We start from the raw sequence: 17968 nt of genomic DNA, 5'->3' as shown, positions 1-17968 counted from the left end.
ACCGATGTGGTGCCGAACACTTACCGAGCGCGCGTGCATCGCGACGTGTGTTCCGAGCAGGGGAATCCATGGGGCTCATGGCTTTCGGCAAATCCATGAGCTCGGTCAATGCGCAGAGGGAAGGCGTGATCAGTGGTAGCTGAATCTGTGGTGACTCTCGGCGTTTCCACCGAACGCGGCGCCGTGCACGCGGTGGCGCTCGCGGACGGCAAGAAGCTGGCCGATCGCGTGCTGCTGCGTCGGGTGGAACGAACGGACGGTGACGGTAAGGCGGAGGTGGCCGCGGCGATCGAGACCGCGCTGGACGCCCTGGCCGCAGGCCTCGGCTCGGACCGGGAGATCGGCGGCGTGGCGGTCGCCTACCGGGACGCCGCCGAGCGGCGCGCCATCGTGACCCGGTTGGCGACCGGTCCGTGGCACAGCGCCTCGATGGTCTCGGCGAAGTCCGCCCATCTGAGCGCGGCGAGCATGATGACGTGGCTGGACGCCTACGACAACCTGCTGATCTGCGAGGTGGTGCCCGGCTACCAGGCGTTCACCCTGGTCGATCGCGGCCGCCGCCGGGTGCTCGCCGCGGTGGGGCAGGCGGGGCGGGCCACGCCGCGCTCGCTCAGCCTGGGCGTGGCGGCGGCATGGGATCAGCTGGAGGCGGCCGCCGCGCGGCCGCACGCGGTGGCGCTGATCGGCTCGGCGGGCGCCGGGCCTGCGGTGCTGAAGGCGTTGGAAGCCTTCGGGGCGCCGGTGATCCCGTGCACGGTGGGCGCTTTCGCGTCCGCCGCGGGTGCGGCGTTGAGCGCGCGACTCGAGCAGGACGGTTACGTCGAGCCGGTGAGCGAGCCGTACCGGGCGCGCGGCGGAGTCGCGGTGTTCGCCGCGGCCGGTGTGCTGGCCAGCGGAATGGTCGTCGGCGGGAGCTACCTGCTCAACGATTCCTCGTCGCCCAGGCCGACCGTCGTTCTGGCGGACGGCCGCATCGAGAGCGCCGGTGCGGTCCATCCGGGAGAGCCGGTCCAGGCCGGGGGCGCCGGGGCACACGGTTCGTTCGACGGACCACAAGACTCCGGCACGACCGGAGCGCAGTTCCCGGAGCAACGCTGGGGCGCCGCCGCGCGCAATCGTCCGCTCCCGCTGGTGCCGGTCGAGGCCGCGAACGAGGCGGAGACGAGCGAGACCGCGCCGCTTGTGCCGGGCACCGGGATCCCGGCCGAAAGCAAGGTGGGCGCGCCCAACGGCGCGCTGCTCTTCCCCGGCGAGGCCCCGCCGCCCGCCGCGTTCACCCCGGAAGCCGCGGATTGGTGGGACGAACACCTCCGCTTGATGGCGCAATGGGCCGCCCAGCAGGTGTGGCAGAGCTGAGCCACCCGAGCGGGGCTCCCGAACTCGGCCCGGCGCCACTGCGGCGCCGGGCTTTTCGCTGCCCGCGGATTACACCGACAGGTCGCGGCGCAACTTGGCGACGTGGCCGGTGGCGCGGACGTTGTACTGCGCGACGGCGACCTTGCCCGCTTCGTCCACCAGGAAGGTCGAACGGATGACGCCGACGACGGTCTTGCCGTACATCGTCTTCTCGCCGTACGCGCCCCACGCGGTGAGCACGGCGCGGTCGGGATCCGACAGCAGCGGGAAGGTCAACTGCTCGGCGTCCCGGAACTTGGCCAGCTTGGCGGGCTTGTCCGGCGAGATGCCGACGACGTCGATGCCCGCGCCGTCCAGGTCGGCCAGGTTGTCGCGGAAGTCGCAGGCTTGCTTGGTGCAACCGGGGGTGCTCGCGGCGGGGTAGAAGTACACGATCACCTTGCGTCCGCGGTAGTCCGACAGCGAGACGTTCTTGCCGTCGGCGTCGGGCAGCGTGAAGTCAGGGGCGGTGTCGCCGGGGGCGAGTCGTTGGGTGGTGGTCACCTCCAGCACGGTATCCGAACGTCGCGACCGGAGATCCTCGCGCGGCCGGATAACGCGGCGCGGGGGCGGATAGACTCGTCCGCGAGCCCCTGGGTGCTCCACGAACGGCCGAGCATGCGGCGTGCTTCGTGCCCCAGGTGCGGCAATCGACAACAGGAGGGTGGAACGTGGCAAGGGATACCGAGCGGATCGAGCAGGAGATCGAGGCCGCCCGCACTCGGCTGGCGAGCACGCTCGACGAACTCGCGGTACGCGCGGACCCGCATCGCATCGCGGACGACACCAAGCACATCGTGGTCGCGAAGCTGAACGAGCCGAAGGTGAAGTACAGCCTGATCGGCGCCGCCGCCCTGTTCGTCGGGCTGGTGCTGCTCAAGATCTTCCGCTGAGCTGGAAAAACGACGACACCCGGTGGGCGCTGCCCACCGGGTGTCGTCGTTTTTTCCACCTTCGGTTCAGACCGTCGGGCAGGCGAAGCCGTCACCGTCGGGATCCAAGTGCGGGCCGAAGCCCGGTTCCCCGCGGAACAGCGGCGCCCGTCCGGCGTTGCGAGCGTCGTCGCAGTTGGCGAAGGCGCCACCGGCCGAACCGGTCTGCGACAGACCGGCCGAGCCGGTCGCGGCGGAGCCGGTGTCGACTGCCGATGAGCCGGTTCCGGCGGAACCGGACGGGGGGGCGGCTAGGGCGGCGGGAGCCGCGAGAAAGGTCAGTCCCGCGACGGCCGCGCTGACGGAGAGCCGGCGAACGTTCATGTATTCCTCTATGTGGTTGCTGCGGTGGATGGGGCGTCCGACCGGACGCCGCATCCACTGTTGTGACGGGCCGCTCTCTTGTCAACCTCGGGGGGACGGAACTAGGGCATTAGGGGATTGCGCCCGCGACGCCGTTCAGGCGGTCGTCGCACCGCCGCCGATGTGCTCCGCCGGGATGTTTCCCATGCGTCCGGCCTGGTAGTCCGCCATCGCTTCGATGATCTCCGCGCGGGTGTTCATCACGAACGGCCCGTACTGCACCACGGGTTCCCGGATCGGTCGTCCGCCGAGCAGCAACACCTCGAGCGCTTCGGTCCGATTGTCTTGGCGCGCATCGGCTGTCACGGTGATCGCGTCTCCGCTGCCGAAGACCGCCAGCTGCCCTTCGCTGAGCGGTCTGCGCTCCGCGCCGACCGTCCCGCTGCCGGACAGCACGTACGCCATCGCCGTGAACTCTTGCGGCCACGGGGTTTCGAGAATTCCACCGGGTGTGATCGACGCGTGCGCGTAGGCGATCGGGGTGTAGGTCGAACCGGGACCGGTGAAGCCGCCGACCTCCCCGGCGATGAGCCGGATCAACGCGCCGCCGTCGTGCGAACTCAGCAGGGTCAGTTCGCGGGCGCGCAGATCCTGGTAGCGCGGTGTCGCGAACTTCAGTGCGCGCGGCAGGTTGACCCAGAGCTGGATGCCGTGGAACCAGCCGCCCGAGGCGACCATCGCCTCCGGGGGGACCTCGTCGTGCAGGATGCCGGAGCCCGCGGTCATCCACTGGGTGTCGCCCTCGCCGATGACGCCCCCTCCACCCTGCGAGTCGTGGTGCACCATGGTGCCGTCGAGCATGTAGGTGACGGTCTCGAAGCCGCGGTGCGGATGCCAGGGCGCGCCCTTCGCCTCGTGTGGTTCATAGGCGACCGGGCCCATCTGGTCGAGCAGGATGAAGGGGTCGGCCGTGCGCAGGTCCATGCTCGGGAACGGCCTGCGCACCTCGAATCCCGCGCCCTCGCGCTGTTTGTGGGCGGTGACCACGCTCCGGACCGGCCGTGCGCGCAGCGTGACGTCGGGGCGGGCCAGCCGCGGCAGGACCATGATGTCGGGAACGGTGACGGCGGGCATCGGAACCTCCTGGAGAGTTGGTGTCCATGTCAACCAACCGTGACTACACTTCATTCCCATGGTCCGGTGGCTGAATGACGACGAGCAGGCGACCTGGCAGGCCTATGTGCGGCTGCGCCAGCGTTTGGATGGGGCGATTTCCGCTGGGCTGGCCGAGGACGGCCTGTCCCTGGCGGACTACGAGCTGATGGTGGCGTTGTCCGCGGCCCCGAACGGTTGTCTGCGCGCCAAGGAGCTGGCTGCCGAGGTGTGCTGGGAGAAGAGCCGGTTGTCCAAGCATCTGGCCAGGATGGACGCCCGTGGACTGGTCGAGCGCAGGCCCGCGGAGGAGGATGCCCGCGGCATCATCGTCCAGCTCACGCCGGACGGGCGGGTCGCCCTGGAGCGGGCCGCGCCGAACCACGTCGATCTGGTCCGTCGCGTCTTCGTGGAGCCGATGACGGCGGGCGAGGCGCGGGTCCTGCGCGCGCTGGCGGACAAGGTGGTCGCCGAAGTGGAGCAGGTGACCGAACTCGGCGCTTGATCGGCGGCGCTCGTTCCCGCGGGGGACGGCGCTAATCTGTTGCGCGCCCCCACCATCGGCGCCACCACCGGCGGGACGGCCGTGCTGTGCGCTCGTCGGACGGTGCCCGCGAAGGCGGGGTGGTTTCCCCGGGCGGGTGGGCACGCAGCGGCCGTGCCGCCTCGCGCTCATCGCGCCATTGCGCGACGATCTCGTCCGCGTTCACGGGGGCGATCGGGACGTACGGCCCTTCGGGCATCCGCAGCCAGTCCACGATGCGCTGGTTGAGTTCGCTCACCGTGGCGCGCACCTGCCGTTCGGTGGTCGAGTCACGCACGGCCTCGGGGAGGTGCTCGATATCGCGCCGCAGTACGAGCGACGGCGGTAACAGGGCATCGCCGCTGACTCCCTCGCGGCGCAGATACCCGCGCAGCCACCAGTCCTCGTCGTAAGCCGAGCCGGCCCCGGGAATCGGTTCACCGGCGCCGGACAGGTTTTCGAAATCGCCGCGCTCGGCCGCCTCGCGGATCTGCTTATCGATCCACGATTCGAAGGTCTCCTTCGGCGGCTTGCGCTCGGTCATCGCGACGGCAGTGTCGGCGGGTGCATGAGACCAGTCTACGGAAGCCTGTAGTAGGCATGGGAAATGTTGTGCTGCAGCATATTTCGCCAGAAGCTCAGTTCCAGGGCGTGATCGGCGGCTTCACCCAGAGCAGCTTCTCGTCGGTGTGTTCACGCCGGGCCGCGGGATGCTCCGGATGGCGGGCGGCCCAGCTGTCCTTCTCCGTCAGCAGCTGCGCCACCGTCGTCCAGGTCTCGTCGGTGCTCGGCGGATTCGTTTCGGCGGCCCTGGCCAGCTTGCGCCGTACCGGCGCGGGCATCGCGAGCACCTCGGCTCCGGTGATGCCGCGCTGCCAGAGGTAGCTCGCCAGCCGTCGCGCTTTCTCGGCGCGGCTCTTGGCCGCCGTGTCGCTGTGTGCGTAGTCGGTCATTGCCTGTCCACGGGTCGCAGGTGCATCACGATAGTGGACGCAGTCGGACGTCGTCCGTCGGTTGCCCGCGCATGGGCCGGAAGACGCCGCAGCCTCCCCATCGGCGGATGAGGAGGCTGCGAAGCGAGATGGACTCAGTACGCGCTGTTGACGTTGTCCATCGAGCCGTAGCGGTGCGCGGCGTAGTTGCAGGCGGCGACGATGTTCGCGACCGGATCCCAGACGTCGAAGGGCGTGCCCGCGACGTGGTAGGCGGCGAAGGTGGGGTCGATCACCTGCAGCAGGCCCTTGGACGGGATGCCCATGGCGGCATTGGAGTCCCACAGGTTGATGGCCTGGGGGTTGCCGGTCGACTCACGCATGATGTTGCGGTAGATGCCCTCGTAGGTGCCGGGGATGTTGTTCGCCCGCATGATGTCGAGCGCCTGGCGGATCCAGCCGTCCAGGTTGTTCTCGTAGACCGGCGGGGCCGGGGCGGGCATCGGTGCCGGAACGGGCTCGGGCGCCGGAGCGGGCGCCGGGGCAGGGGCGGGCAGCGGCGCGGGGATCGCCTCCGCGGCCGGTGCGGCGACCGGAGCGGGCGCGGCCGCGGGCTGCTGCTCTGCCACCATGGCGATGCGAGACGGGACGCTGTCGTCGGCAACGGACGCCGCGGAGCAGGCGGCCACGGCAACGACACCCGCGGCCGCGACGGCGACGGTGATGGTCTCGCGAAGCGAGGGGCGGCGAAGGGTGGAAAGGCGTCTGTCAGGCATTGCGAATCGGTTCCTTGTTCGGGGACATACTCGATCCGGCCGCGGTAGGGCAGCACGGATCCTGCGGCGCGTACGCTGGTAGCGTTCGCCGAAACGGCCATGTGCTGTTGTGTGGTTTTGTTGTGGGGGACATTCAGGTCCCCGGAACGCGACGTTTCGTGCGTGCGGCGCCGGATCGCCCTCGGTGGGCTCGGCCGCGGTGTCGCGCGGGACTCGCATCCTCGATGCGACGAGACGGGCGGAAGTATGGGATTGCGGGTCCGTTGGCGGATTCCGCTCCGCTGATCACGTGGCCGGCTTGCTTGGCCGTGTGATCGTTACCGAATCGGTGTCTACAACTCCTCGGGCTGACCAAACTTCAGGTCGCTTTGTGACCTGATTGCAGAATGGTCACGCTTGGTTAACGAAGGGTGAACGAATCTTTAACGGAAGGTGCTGCCGATCTTGGAAAGTCCAGGATGCGGTTGCCGAATCGTTATCCAAGCTGGGAGTTTGCTGCTAAACATCTTGTGTGGTAGATCACAGAATTTTTCGCACGCTGGACTGGATTTTGGCGGCTGAAGGGGCGTATCGCTGTCCGAATTGAGACCCGTGGTGCATCTGGGAAAAAGTCCAGGTCACGGTGATGTCACGGAATTCCGGGAGTGCGGAGAGAGAAAAACCGTGCCCTTGCCAGCTGATGACTGGCAAGGGCACGGTTTCTGTGTTGTGCGCCATCAGGGACTCGAACCCCGAACCCGCTGATTAAGAGTCAGCTGCTCTGCCAATTGAGCTAATGGCGCTTGCCCGTGTTCCGGTGCGGGACAAACCTTAACAGGCGGGGGCCGTAGAAGTGAAATCGCGTCCTGACCGGCGCCGACGTGATGTGCTCCCGCGCCGGTAACACCGGGGGTCGCCGAGTTGATCTACAGGTGGTAACGCTGCAGTGACGGACGTGGTGTTCACATTGGCCTGGACGTGACGCACTGGCAGAATGTCCGGTTGTGGTCTCGACCGCCCGCGTACACGGCGGGGTGAGCGGCGTGGCGGTCGGCATCCGAAGCCATCGGTGTGTCCTGGAGCACCGAGACTTTGAAACGGGGTTGAAAATGAGTGGTGGTCAGGGTCGGCGGAAGTCGGCCAGACGGTGGTCGATGCGCACTATCGCGGGACCGGTGATCGTTGTCGCCGTCGCCGCGCTGGCGTTGACGGGATGCTCGGCGTCCGACGCCACCGAGGCGGCGCAGGCGGCCATCGACCGCAACCCCATCACCGAATTGATCAAGCCCAAGCTGATGTCGCCGGTGAAGGACGGCGAGGTCGGCGTCTCGCCGGGCGTTCCGATGACGTTCAAGGTGGAGGACGGCAAGTTCACGAACGTGAGCTTGGTCAGCCCGCAGGGCAAGACCGTGAACGGCAAGCTCGCCGCCGACGGAAGGTCGTGGGAGACCACCGAGGTGCTCGGCTACGGCAAGACCTATCAGTTGAAGGCGGACGCGATCGGGCTCGGCGGCGCGAACTCCGCGACGCTCAGCTTCACCACGAGCTCGCCCGGTAACCAGACCAAGCCCTACCTGGTCCCGGGAGAGGGTGAGATCGTCGGTATCGGCCAGCCGGTGGCCGTCCAGTTCGACGAGAACATCCCCGACCGCAAGGCCGCGCAGGAAGCGATCAAGATCACCACCGAGCCGCCGGTGGAGGGCGCCTTCTACTGGGTGAACAATCGCGAGGTGCGCTGGCGGCCGGAGCATTTCTGGGCGCCGGGGACGAAGGTCACGATCGACGTGAACGTCTATGGACGTGATCTCGGCAACGGTCTGTACGGCCAGGACAACATCCATTCCTTCTTCACCATCGGCGACGCGGTGATCTTCACCGCCGACGACGACACCAAGCAGGTGACCGTCGAGCAGAACGGTCAGGTGATCCGGACCATGCCGACCTCGATGGGCAAGGACAGCACGCCGACCGACAACGGCATCTACATCGTCGCCGACCGGCACGAGAAGATCATCATGGATTCCTCCACCTACGGCGTGGCGGTCAACTCGCCGGACGGGTACAAGACGCCGGTGGACTTCGCGACGCGACTGTCCTACAGCGGCATCTTCTTCCACTCGGCGCCGTGGTCGGTGGGTGCGCAGGGGTACAGCAACACCAGTCACGGCTGCCTGAACCTCAGCCCGGCGAACGCGCAGTGGGTCTTCCAGAACGCCAAGCGCGGTGACATCACGATCGTGAAGAACACCGTGGGCGGCACCCTCTCCGGCGTGGACGGCTTGGGTGACTGGAACATCCCCTGGCCGGTCTGGAAAGCGGGCAACGCCGACGACAATCGCTGAGCGGCAACGAACGCCGAACGGGCCACCGGAGCGAATCCGGTGGCCCGTTCGGCGTTTCGGAAGGTGGTCAGGGCAGCATGTCGCAGCCCAGGTGGGCGTTGCCCAGGATCGCGATCGCGCTGCCGGTTGCGGCGCACAGCAGCTTGCCGCCCGCCGAACCGCTGCCCGCGGAGCCGGTGGTGGCCAGGCCGCCCGCCGATCCGCTCGACGCCGAGCCGGAATCGGGTAACGGGGGAAGCCCGATGCCCGCCATCGCGGTTCCGCTGGATCCGGTGAGCAGGGTGGCGCCTACGAAGGCTGCGATAACCGCAGAACGCATCACGAGGTGTGTCTTTCTGGTCGAACCGGGAGTGCGCCCCAGCGACGCCGTCCCACGTGCACCGCAGTCTACGGACGCGCGCGAGGTTCTGGAGCGTATTCGTTTCACATCTTGAGCGACGTCCGGCCGGGAAAGAACTTCGGACGCAATGGAAAAGGCCCGGGCGGCTCCGATATCTCGAAGCCGCCCGGGCCCTTGGGGTGAGCGACGGGACTCGAACCCGCGACAGCCAGGATCACAACCTGGTGCTCTACCAACTGAACTACGCTCACCATCGCCGGTGAAAAACCGGCGGGCTAGATATTAGCGTGTCAACCCGCCTACGCCCTAATCGGTTTCTGGCGAGCCGTTGACCTGGGCCGATTCGGTCCGCACTTCCGCGATCTCGGCGACCTCGGCGGCGACGGCGGCGATCTCGGTGGTGGAGGGCCCGGGCGGCGCCACGAACGCGGTTCGCCGGTAGTACTCCAGCTCCCGGATGGACTCCTGGATGTCGGCCAGCGCGCGGTGGCTCAGCCCCTTCTCCGGCTGACCGAAGTAGATGCGCGGGTACCAGCGGCGGCACAGCTCCTTGATCGAGCTCACGTCGACCATCCGATAGTGCAGGTGCGCGTCCAGCAGGGGCATGTCCCTGGCGATGAAACCGCGGTCGGTGGCGATGGAGTTACCGGCCAGCGGCACGGTGCGCGGGGTGGGGATGTATTGGCGGATGTAGTCCAGCACGCGCTGCTCGGCCTCTTCGAGGGTGACCGTGGAGGCGCGGACCTCGTCGGTCAGCCCGGAGCGCGCGTGCATCTCGGCGACCACCGCGGGCATCGCGGCCAGCGCGTCGTCGTCGGCGTGGATGACGATGTCCACGCCCTCGCCGAGGATGTTCAGATCACTGTCGGTCACGAGCGCGGCCACCTCGATCAGCTTGTCGCTGTCCAAGCGCAAGCCGGTCATCTCGCAATCCATCCACACCATGTATTTGTCGGACACTCGTGCAACATTAGCCGGGCCGAGGTCCGGGGCTCGCCATGCGGCACGGCAACCGCAAGGCTACTGATGCGGCCCCGGATCCGAACCGCGGGGATACAGTGCTCCCAGATCGGCACTCGGCGTTTTCGGTGCGACAGCAAACACTGCGTGACGCAGTTCGAGTCGAACCAGGACGGAGGACGCGCGATGAGTACCCCGCAGGAGAAGGCGGCCGCGGCGCGCAAGGCCGCCGACGAGGCGGCGCGGATCGCGGCGGAGGCGGCCGCGGCGGCGGAGGCCGCGGAACGCGAACTCGCCGAGCAGACCGCGAAAGCGGCGCGAGCCGAGCCGGTCGCCGAGGCGAAAGACCTCCCCGCCGCGCAGGAGATCGCCGCGGGCTACGCCTTCGGGGGCAGTGCGCTGGAGCTGGGAGCCGTCGTGGTCGACGGCACGGTGGACCCCACCGCCCGCGTGCGCATACCGACGCGGATGATCAACCGGCACGGCTTGGTCTCCGGGGCGACCGGCACGGGCAAGACCAAAACCTTGCAGGGCATCGCGGAGCAGCTGTCGAGCGCCGGGGTTCCGGTGGTGCTCGCCGACATCAAAGGCGACCTGTCCGGCTTGGCCGAGCCGGGGCGGCAGAGTGAAGAACTCACGACACGCGCCGCGCAGACCGGCGCCGATGACTGGGCGCCGACCGGCTTCCCGACCGAGTTCGTCGCGCTGGGCGCCACCGGCACCGGGCTGCCGATCCGCGCGACGATCACCTCCTTCGGCCCGGTGCTGCTGAGCAAGGTGCTCGGGCTGAACGAGACGCAGGAATCCACCCTCGGCTTGATCTTCCACTGGGCCGACCGCAACGGTCTCGCGCTGCTGGACCTGAAGGACTTGCGCGCGGTGATCACGCATCTCACCAGCTCCGAGGGCAAGGAGGACCTCAAAGGCATCGGCGGCGTCTCCGCGGCCACCGCGGGAGTGATCCTGCGCGCGCTGGTGAATCTGGAGGCCGACGGCGGCGACACGTTCTTCGGCGAGCCCGAACTCGACCCGGCCGACCTGGTGCGGATCGTGGACGGAAAGGGCGTGATCACCCTCTTCGAGCTGGGCGCGCAGGCGGCGCGGCCGGTGATGTTCTCCACCTTCCTGATGTGGGTGCTCGCCGACCTGTTCCAGACGCTTCCCGAGATCGGCGACGCGGACAAGCCCGAACTGGTCTTCATCTTCGACGAGGCCCATCTCCTTTTCTCCGACGCCTCGAAGGCTTTCCTGGAGCAGGTGGAGCAGACCGTCAAGTTGATCCGGTCCAAGGGCGTCGGCGTGTTCTTCTGCACCCAGCTGCCCACCGATATCCCGAATCAGGTGCTCTCCCAGCTCGGCGCGCGCATCCAGCACGCGCTGCGCGCCTTCACCCCGGACGACCAGAAGGCGTTGGCGAAGACCGTCCGCACCTATCCCAGGACCGCCGTCTACGACCTGGAGCAAGCGCTGACCTCGCTCGGCATCGGCGAGGCGATCGTGACGGTGCTCTCCGAGCAGGGCGCGCCGACGCCGGTGGCCTGGACCAGACTGCGGCCGCCCCGATCGCTGATGGACACCATCGGCGCGGACGCGATCACCTCGCGGGCCCTGTCCAGCCCGCTGGCCTCGAAGTACGGCCGGGCCATCGACCGGGAGTCGGCCTACGAGATGCTCGCCGCGAGGATGGCCGCGGCGGCGCGGGAGCCGCAGGCCACTCCCGTTCCCGGGCGCGCCGCCACCCGCACGGACGAGGAGTCCGCCGCCGAACGGATCATGAACAACCCCGCGGTGCGCGGCTTCCTGCGCTCGGCCGCCACCGCGGCCGGCCGCCAGATCACCCGCAGCTTGTTCGGCACCAGGCGCCGCTGAGCGGCCGGGCGCGCAGGCCGGTCAGCATCCGACGTCGCGGGCCAGCAGGTCCGCGGTGGTCTCCCTGCGTACCAGTTGGCGGGCGCGGCCCTGGCGGACGGCGATGATCGGCGGCCGCCCCACGCTGTTGTAGGACGAAGCAAGGCTGTGGTGGTAGGCGCCGGTGCACGGCACCGCGAGCACCTCGCCGGGCCGCAGGTCGGCGGGCAGTCGCACGTCGGTGGCGAGGACGTCACCCGCCTCGCAGAAGCGACCGGCCACGGTGGCGGTCATCTGCGGACCGCACGGGTGCCGGTTGGCGACCACGACGTCGTAGCGGGCGCCGTAGAGCGCGACGCGCGGGTTGTCGCTCATTCCGCCATCCACGGTGACGTAGGTGCGCCCGCCTTCGACGTGCTTGATCGAGAGCACCCGGTACAGCGTCACACCGGCCCGGGCGACGATGGCGCGGCCGGGTTCCAGGGCGATGGCCGGGCGCGGAAAGTGGTGGCGGGCGCAGGCGGCATCGAGGGCGTCCTCCAGGATGTCGCCGAGTTCGGCGAGGTTCAGTTCGGCGTCGCCGCCGCGATAGGCCACCGCGTGGCCGCCGCCCAGATCCAGTTGGGTCAGTACGACGCCGTAATCCTGCCGTACCTCAGCCATCGCGCCGACCATGCGACGCACCGCTTCGCCGTAGTGGTCCGGGTCGCAGATCTGCGAACCCAGATGACAGTGGAAGCCGACGAGCGTCAGATTCGGCTGGCGCAGCACCCTTTCGATCGCCTCAGCGGCCGAATCGCTGCCGAGCGGGAAGCCGAACTTCTGGTCGTGCACACCGGTGCGCACCGCGGGGTGACCGTGCACATCGATCCCGGGGGACAGCCGCAGTAGCACCCGCTGCGGTGTCGTGGCCAGGGCGGAGAGCAGGGTGATCTCGGTGAGCGAGTCGATGACGATCCGGCCGACACCGCTGCGGACGGCGGTCGTCAGCTCGTCGAACGACTTTCCGTTGCCGTGCAGGACGAGGCGCGCGGGGTCGACGCCGGCCGCGAGTGCGACGGCCAGTTCGCCGCCGGAGCATACGTCGACCGAAAGCCCTTCCTGGGTCACCCATTCCAGAACGGCACGGGTCGTCAGCGCCTTGCCCGCGTAGATGATCTCGGCCTCAGGGAAGGTCTTGCGGTAAGCGCGGCAGCGGGACCGCACTTCCTGCTCGTCCAGGACGTAGGTGGGCGTCCCGTACTGATCGGCGATGTCGGCCAGCGTGACGCCGCCGACAGTGATCCCGCCGTCGCCGTCGTAGTGCGTGTCCCGGGGCCAGATCGCGGAATCCAGGCGCGAAGGTGATCCCAAGGACGGGAGAATGTCGAGCAGCGTCACGGTGTTCTCCTGGGTCGTCCCCGCTTTCTCGGATTGCGGGGCCGATGCCAGGACTACGCCGGGTGCGGGGCCGGTGGGCTGGTCGTTTGCGGATCCTTGACCACTCGGCGTTGCTTCTTGACAGCTCGCTGACGCCGGTCGCTCAGTTGCCGAGCTTCTTGTAGAACGCGCCGGCGATGGGTGCGGTGACCGCTCGCGGTCCGTACTGGCCCGCCACACTCATCCCCTTGCTGATCAGGCCGGGAACCACGCGCATCTTGTTGCGCGCGAGCGCGTCGATGGACACCTTGGCGGTGTATTCGGAGGAGACCCACATGAAGTCGGGCACCATCCGGTCGACGATGGACGCCTCGGCGGGGTCCGGGATCTCGGTGCGCACGGGGCCGGGCGCCAGCAGGGTGACGTGCACGCCGGAGCCCTTCAGTTCGCCGCGCAGCGATTCGGAGAAGGTGTTGGCGAACGCCTTGCTCGCTGCGTAGGTGGCATTGTTCGGAATCGGCATATTGCCCGCGGCCGAGCCGCTGATCAGGATGCCGCCGCCGCCACGCGCGAGCATGCCGGGCAGCACGGCCAGGGTCAGATCGTGCACGGCGACGGCATTGAGCTCCATTTGCGCGCGCTCGTAGGCCGGGTCGAGTTCGGCGACGGCGCCGAAGGTCGCGATGCCCGCGTTGTTGCACAGGATGGCGATGTCGCGGGCGGACAGTTCCTCCACCAGCGCGCCGCGCTGGTCGCGGTCGGCCAGGTCGACAGGGCGCACCTCGGCGGTGATGCCGTGGGCGAGGGTCAGCCGCTGCGCGAGCTCGGTGAGCAGTTCGTCGCGGCGGGCGACCAGGATCAGCGAGTAGCCGCGAGCGGCGAGCTCGGCGGCGAGCGCGGTGCCGATGCCGGAGGAGGCGCCGGTGACGACCGCGCGGTTCTCGGAGGTGGGGGAGGGCAGGCTCACCCGGTGCAGCCTAGGCGATGCGGCGACGGTGGCCGGGCATCGAGCCCGGCCACCGTGCTCCGTCAGAGCCGTGCGGCCAGCCTGGTGCCCTGGTCGATGGCTCGTTTGGCGTCGAGTTCGGCGGCGAGTTCGGCGCCGCCGATCACGTGCGGGCGGACACCGGCGGCGCGCAGCGGGGCCTCCAGATCGCGCACGGACTCCTGCCCCGCGCAGACGACGACGTTGTCGACCGGGATGAGCTGGGGCCGTTGCCGTTTCTCGCCGAAGCTGATGTGCAGGCCGTTGTCGTCGATGCGTTCGTAGTTCACGCCGCCGATCTGCTCGACGCCCTTGGCCTTCAGCGCGGCGCGGTGGACCCAACCGGTGGTCTTGCCCAGGTCCTTGCCGAACGGGGTGGTTTTGCGTTGCAGCAGGACGACTTCGCGTGCGGCGGGGGCGGGCCGCGGCGTCGCGAGCTGTCCGGGGACCTGCTCGTCGTCGGAGGTGACGCCCCACTCCTCTTTCCACTCGTCCACTTTGAGGGTGGGATGCCCGTCGACCGTGAGGAATTCGCTGACGTCGTAGCCGATGCCGCCCGCGCCGATCACGGCGACGCGCTTGCCCACCGGCTTCTCCTCCCGGACCAGTTCGGCGTACGACAGCACCATGGGGTGGTCGATACCCGGAATGTCGGGAACGCGCGGCTGCACGCCGGTGGCGAGCACCACCTCGTCGTAGTTCCCCGCGATCAGTTCGTCGGCGCCGACCCGTTTGTTCAGGTGCACCGTGACGCCGGTCAGCTCGAGCATCCGGTTGTAGTAGCGGATCGACTCGCTGAACTCCTCCTTGCCCGGGATGCGGCGGGCGATGTCGAACTGGCCGCCGATCTTGTCGTCGGCCTCGAACAACTCGACGCGGTGGCCGCGTTCGGCGAGGTTCACCGCCGCCGAGAGCCCGGCCGGTCCGGCGCCGACCACGGCGATGCGCTTGGTACGGCGGGTCGGCAGCAGCGTCAGTTCCGTCTCGTGTCCGGCGCGCGGGTTGAGCAGGCAGGAGACGGTCTTGTGCTGGAAGGCATGGTCCAGGCAGGCCTGATTGCACGCGATGCAGGTGTTGATCTCGTCGACGCGGTCCTGTGCGGCCTTGTTCACCCACTCCGGGTCGGCCAGGAAGGGGCGGGCCAGCGAGACGAGCTGCGCGTCGCCCCGGGTCAGGATCTCCTCGGCCACCTCGGGCATGTTGATCCGGTTGGACGCGCACACCGGAATGCTCACCCGCGCGGTGATCTTCGCGGTGAACTCGACGAAGGCCGCGCGGGGCACGGAGGTCACGATGGTGGGCACCCGCGCCTCGTGCCAGCCGATATCGGTGTTCAGGATGTTCGTCCCGGCGGCTTCGAGTTCCTGTGCCAGCGCGACGATCTCGTCGAAGCTCTGCCCCTGCTCCACCAGCTCGGCCATGGACAGCCGGAATACGATGACGAAGTCCGGGCCGACCGCGGCGCGGGTGCGGCGCACAATCTCCACCGCGATCCGGCGCCGGTTGCGCGGCGAACCGCCCCACGCGTCGGTGCGCTTGTTGGTGCGCGGTGCGAGGAACTGGTTGATGAAATAGCCTTCACCGCCCATGATCTCGCAGCCGTCGTACCCGGCGAACTGGGCGAGCTTCGCGCAGCGGGCGTAGTCGTCGATGGTTCGCTCGATGCCTTTGGCCGACAGTTCGCGCGGCCGGAACGGATTGATCGGCGCCTTGATCGACGACGCCGACACACTGCCCGGCATATAGGAGTAGCGGCCCGCGTGCAGGATTTGTATGGCGATCTTGCCGCCCTCCGCGTGCACCGCCTTGGTGATCGTGCGGTGCCGGTAGGCCTCGGTTTTGTTGGTCAGCTTGGCGCCGAAGGGCAGCAGCCAGCCCGCACGGTTGGGCGCGTAGCCGCCGGTGATGATCAGGCCCGCACCGCCGCGTGCGCGTTCGGCGAAGTAGGCGGCCAGCTTGTTGGTGTCCCAGGCGCGGTCCTCCAGCCCGGTATGCATCGATCCCATCACCACTCGGTTGCGCAGGGTGGTGAAGCCGAGATCGAGCGGCTCGAACAAATGGGGGAAGGAACTCATCGGTGAGGTCGCCTTTCTCCGTCAATCCGCGTGCGGGGCTGTCGCGCGCGGGTGCAGTGCGTGCAGTACTTCGTCGCACCATTCGACGAACCCCGACTCCACGCGGATGCCCGCGCGCAGGACGAGGTACTGGTGCAGGGCCGTCCCGCCGAGCCGGTCCGGGGCGGGGAAGTCACGTTTCTCGATGTGCCGGTACAGCTCGAGTCGCTGGGCGTGCTGGTCGCGGTGGCGGGCCACCTCGGCGCGCAGCGCGGTGATGTCGCCGTAGGCGGCGGCACGGATCTTCACCGCGAGTTCGTTGCGCGGGGTGCCCGAGTCGCTCGGCTCGGCTATCCAGCGCGCGAGTTCGCCGCGCCCCGCCGCGCTCACCGAATACACCTTCTTGTCGGGCCTGCCCTCCTGCGTCACCGACTCGCCGTCGACCCAGCCGGACTCCTCCATGCGTTTGAGAACGCGATAGATCTGCTGGTGGGTGGCGCTCCAGAAGTAGCCGATGGACTTGTCGAAGCGCCGCGCCAGCTCGTATCCCGATCCGGCGCGCTCGGTGAGCGATACCAGCAACGCATGCTCCAGGGCCATGCGGCGAGAATAGCCGTGACACTCGGTACTATGCAACTCGGTGCATAGCGACTCGCGCGGTCCGCCACGGATGTGGCTGAGGGCCGACTTCGAACGTCCGTGCGCATTAAGCTGCGCGCATGACCGAGGTGAATGCCCGGGCGACGGTCGGGCAGGCTGCCGGGCGCGGGCAAATGGTGGCGTGGGGGCTGTGGGACTGGGGATCTTCGGCATTCAACGCCGTGATCCTCACCTTCGTATTCTCGGTGTACCTCACCGACAAGGTCGGCGACGACCTGCCCGGCGGGGTCTCCGCCAGCGCCTGGCTGGGCTGGTCGCTGGGGATCGCGGGATTGATCGTCGCCTTGACCGCGCCGGTCAGCGGCCAGCGCTTCGACGCCTCGGCGAAACGCAAACGCTCCCTTGGTGTGCTGACCGCGTTCACCGTCGCGGCGATGACGCTGATGTTCTTCGTGCACGACGACTATCGCGACCTGTGGCTCGGTCTGGTGCTGCTGGCGTTCGCGTCGGCCTGCTTCGAACTGGCGAACGTGCCGTACAACGCGATGCTGCGGCAGGTGTCCACCCCGCGCACGGTGGGCCGGGTCTCCGGATTCGGCTGGGCGATGGGCTATTTCGGCGGCATCTTCCTGCTGCTGATCTGCTACTTCGGCTTCATCGCCGGCGAGGGCGACAACCGCGGGCTGCTCGGGGTGCCCACCGACGACGGAATCAACATCCGCCTGGTCGCCGTGCTGGCCGCCGTCTGGTTCGCCGCCTTCGCGCTGCCGGTGCTGTTCGCGGTGCCGGAACTGCCCCGCACGGACGCCGATCCCGGTGCGGCGAGCGCCGGATTCCTCGGCTCGTACCGGGTGCTGTGGCGCGACCTGAACGAGCTGTGGCGCACCGACCGGCGCACGGTCGGCTTCCTGGTGGCCAGCGCCGTGTTCCGGGACGGTCTCGCCGGGGTGTTCACCTTCGGGGCGGTGCTCGCCGTGCGCGTCTACGGCATTGCCGACTCGGACGTGCTGTTGTTCGGCATCGCGGCCAATGTCGTCGCGGCGCTGGGCGCGATCGTCGCGGGACGCTTGGACGACCGGGTGGGGCCGAAGATCGTCATCGTGTGGTCGCTGGCCGCCATGCTGGTGTGCGGGCTGGCGCTGCTCGTGGTGTCCGGTCCGCTGATGTTCTGGATCTTCGGCTTGCTGCTCACGGTTTTCGTCGGTCCCGCCCAGGCGGCGGCGCGCTCGTTCCTGGCCCGTCTCGCGCCGCCGGGGCGCGAGGGCCAGCTCTTCGGCTTGTACACGACCACCGGGCGCGCGGTGTCGTTCCTCGCGCCGACGCTGTTCGGTCTGTTCGTCTGGCTGACCGGCGCGGACCGCGCGGGCATCGCGGGTCTGCTGGTCGTGCTCGCGGCGGGGCTCGCGGTGCTGCTGCCGGTACGTCCGCCGGATCGGATCACGGCGAGCGAGGGTGACGCCGAGCGGTCCCGATCCGCCGGGTGAAATC

At 68.7% G+C, this 17968-nt stretch carries 18 protein-coding genes and 2 tRNA genes; 6 read left to right on the top strand and 14 right to left on the bottom strand.

All coding sequences use genetic code 11. The features are described 5' to 3' along the window. The first annotated feature begins 132 nt into the window (after positions 1-132). Positions 133-1356 (top strand): hypothetical protein, encoded by a 1224-nt coding sequence (locus LTT66_RS05190; RefSeq protein WP_233064561.1) that lies wholly within the window; start codon positions 133-135, stop codon positions 1354-1356. Positions 1357-1425: 69 nt separating this feature from the next. Here the strand turns inward: LTT66_RS05190 and bcp are convergent, their stop codons facing one another. Continuing rightward, positions 1426-1899 carry a thioredoxin-dependent thiol peroxidase gene (gene bcp / locus LTT66_RS05185; RefSeq protein ID WP_233064558.1) on the bottom strand — a complete coding sequence of 158 codons (474 nt, stop codon included), beginning with the start codon at positions 1897-1899 and terminating at the stop codon, positions 1426-1428. Positions 1900-2066: 167 nt separating this feature from the next. Between bcp and LTT66_RS05180 the strand changes: the two genes are divergently transcribed. Beyond that, positions 2067-2288: a DUF3618 domain-containing protein gene (locus LTT66_RS05180; protein WP_181719869.1), complete on the top strand. Its 222-nt coding sequence runs from the start codon at positions 2067-2069 to the stop codon at positions 2286-2288. 66 nt (positions 2289-2354) lie between these two features. Here the strand turns inward: LTT66_RS05180 and LTT66_RS05175 are convergent, their stop codons facing one another. Then, the gene (locus LTT66_RS05175; RefSeq protein WP_043688643.1) at positions 2355-2651 is read right to left on the bottom strand and encodes an excalibur calcium-binding domain-containing protein; all 297 of its coding nucleotides are present in this window, start codon (positions 2649-2651) and stop codon (positions 2355-2357) included. Between the two features lie 135 nt (positions 2652-2786). Beyond that, the gene (locus LTT66_RS05170) at positions 2787-3764 is read right to left on the bottom strand and encodes a pirin family protein (RefSeq protein WP_233064556.1); all 978 of its coding nucleotides are present in this window, start codon (positions 3762-3764) and stop codon (positions 2787-2789) included. Between the two features lie 58 nt (positions 3765-3822). Between LTT66_RS05170 and LTT66_RS05165 the strand changes: the two genes are divergently transcribed. Then, entirely contained in the window at positions 3823-4287 is a 465-nt protein-coding gene (locus LTT66_RS05165; RefSeq protein WP_233064554.1) for a MarR family winged helix-turn-helix transcriptional regulator, read from the top strand. Positions 4288-4318: 31 nt separating this feature from the next. Here the strand turns inward: LTT66_RS05165 and LTT66_RS05160 are convergent, their stop codons facing one another. From LTT66_RS05160 to LTT66_RS05145, 4 genes are all read right to left on the bottom strand, one after another. Beyond that, a complete protein-coding gene (locus LTT66_RS05160; RefSeq protein ID WP_233064552.1) occupies positions 4319-4849 on the bottom strand; it encodes a DnaJ family domain-containing protein in 531 nt (176 codons plus the stop codon). A 94-nt stretch (positions 4850-4943) separates the two neighbouring features. Next, on the bottom strand, positions 4944-5258 hold the full coding sequence (locus tag LTT66_RS05155) for a hypothetical protein (RefSeq protein ID WP_195065525.1): 315 nt from the start codon (positions 5256-5258) through the stop codon (positions 4944-4946). A 134-nt stretch (positions 5259-5392) separates the two neighbouring features. After that, a complete protein-coding gene (locus LTT66_RS05150; RefSeq protein ID WP_233064550.1) occupies positions 5393-6013 on the bottom strand; it encodes a transglycosylase SLT domain-containing protein in 621 nt (206 codons plus the stop codon). Between the two features lie 709 nt (positions 6014-6722). After that, positions 6723-6795: transfer RNA gene (locus LTT66_RS05145), tRNA-Lys, on the bottom strand. Between the two features lie 306 nt (positions 6796-7101). Between LTT66_RS05145 and LTT66_RS05140 the strand changes: the two genes are divergently transcribed. Next, a complete protein-coding gene (locus LTT66_RS05140; protein WP_195103932.1) occupies positions 7102-8334 on the top strand; it encodes a L,D-transpeptidase in 1233 nt (410 codons plus the stop codon). Positions 8335-8401: 67 nt separating this feature from the next. Here the strand turns inward: LTT66_RS05140 and LTT66_RS05135 are convergent, their stop codons facing one another. The 3 genes from LTT66_RS05135 to orn form a co-directional block, all read right to left on the bottom strand. Further along, the gene (locus tag LTT66_RS05135) at positions 8402-8653 is read right to left on the bottom strand and encodes a hypothetical protein (protein WP_195031552.1); all 252 of its coding nucleotides are present in this window, start codon (positions 8651-8653) and stop codon (positions 8402-8404) included. Between the two features lie 196 nt (positions 8654-8849). Then, a tRNA-His gene (locus LTT66_RS05130) sits at positions 8850-8925 on the bottom strand. Between the two features lie 55 nt (positions 8926-8980). Further along, positions 8981-9619 (bottom strand): oligoribonuclease, encoded by a 639-nt coding sequence (orn, locus tag LTT66_RS05125; RefSeq protein WP_408638822.1) that lies wholly within the window; start codon positions 9617-9619, stop codon positions 8981-8983. 201 nt (positions 9620-9820) lie between these two features. Here orn and LTT66_RS05120 point away from each other — a divergent pair, with 201 nt between their 5' ends. Then, positions 9821-11503, top strand: a complete 1683-nt coding sequence (locus tag LTT66_RS05120) for a helicase HerA-like domain-containing protein (RefSeq protein ID WP_233064546.1) — start codon at positions 9821-9823, stop codon at positions 11501-11503. Between the two features lie 21 nt (positions 11504-11524). Here the strand turns inward: LTT66_RS05120 and lysA are convergent, their stop codons facing one another. From lysA to LTT66_RS05100, 4 genes are all read right to left on the bottom strand, one after another. Beyond that, positions 11525-12862, bottom strand: coding sequence for a diaminopimelate decarboxylase (gene lysA / locus LTT66_RS05115; RefSeq protein WP_233064543.1), 1338 nt, complete (start codon positions 12860-12862; stop codon positions 11525-11527). Positions 12863-13004: 142 nt separating this feature from the next. After that, a complete protein-coding gene (cmrA, locus tag LTT66_RS05110) occupies positions 13005-13808 on the bottom strand; it encodes a mycolate reductase (RefSeq protein ID WP_181723888.1) in 804 nt (267 codons plus the stop codon). Positions 13809-13870: 62 nt separating this feature from the next. Then, positions 13871-15901, bottom strand: coding sequence for an NADPH-dependent 2,4-dienoyl-CoA reductase (locus LTT66_RS05105; protein WP_233064541.1), 2031 nt, complete (start codon positions 15899-15901; stop codon positions 13871-13873). Positions 15902-15922: 21 nt separating this feature from the next. Beyond that, the gene (locus LTT66_RS05100) at positions 15923-16480 is read right to left on the bottom strand and encodes a PadR family transcriptional regulator (protein WP_195103944.1); all 558 of its coding nucleotides are present in this window, start codon (positions 16478-16480) and stop codon (positions 15923-15925) included. 119 nt (positions 16481-16599) lie between these two features. On the opposite strand from LTT66_RS05100, the gene LTT66_RS05095 reads away from it, so the two are divergent. After that, on the top strand, positions 16600-17964 hold the full coding sequence (locus LTT66_RS05095) for an MFS transporter (protein ID WP_233064532.1): 1365 nt from the start codon (positions 16600-16602) through the stop codon (positions 17962-17964). Positions 17965-17968 lie beyond the last annotated feature (4 nt).

It is taken from the genome of Nocardia gipuzkoensis (assembly GCF_021183645.1).
GTDB classification, from domain to species: Bacteria; Actinomycetota; Actinomycetes; order Mycobacteriales; family Mycobacteriaceae; genus Nocardia; species Nocardia abscessus.
This window is presented reverse-complemented; position numbering and strand designations above follow the sequence as displayed.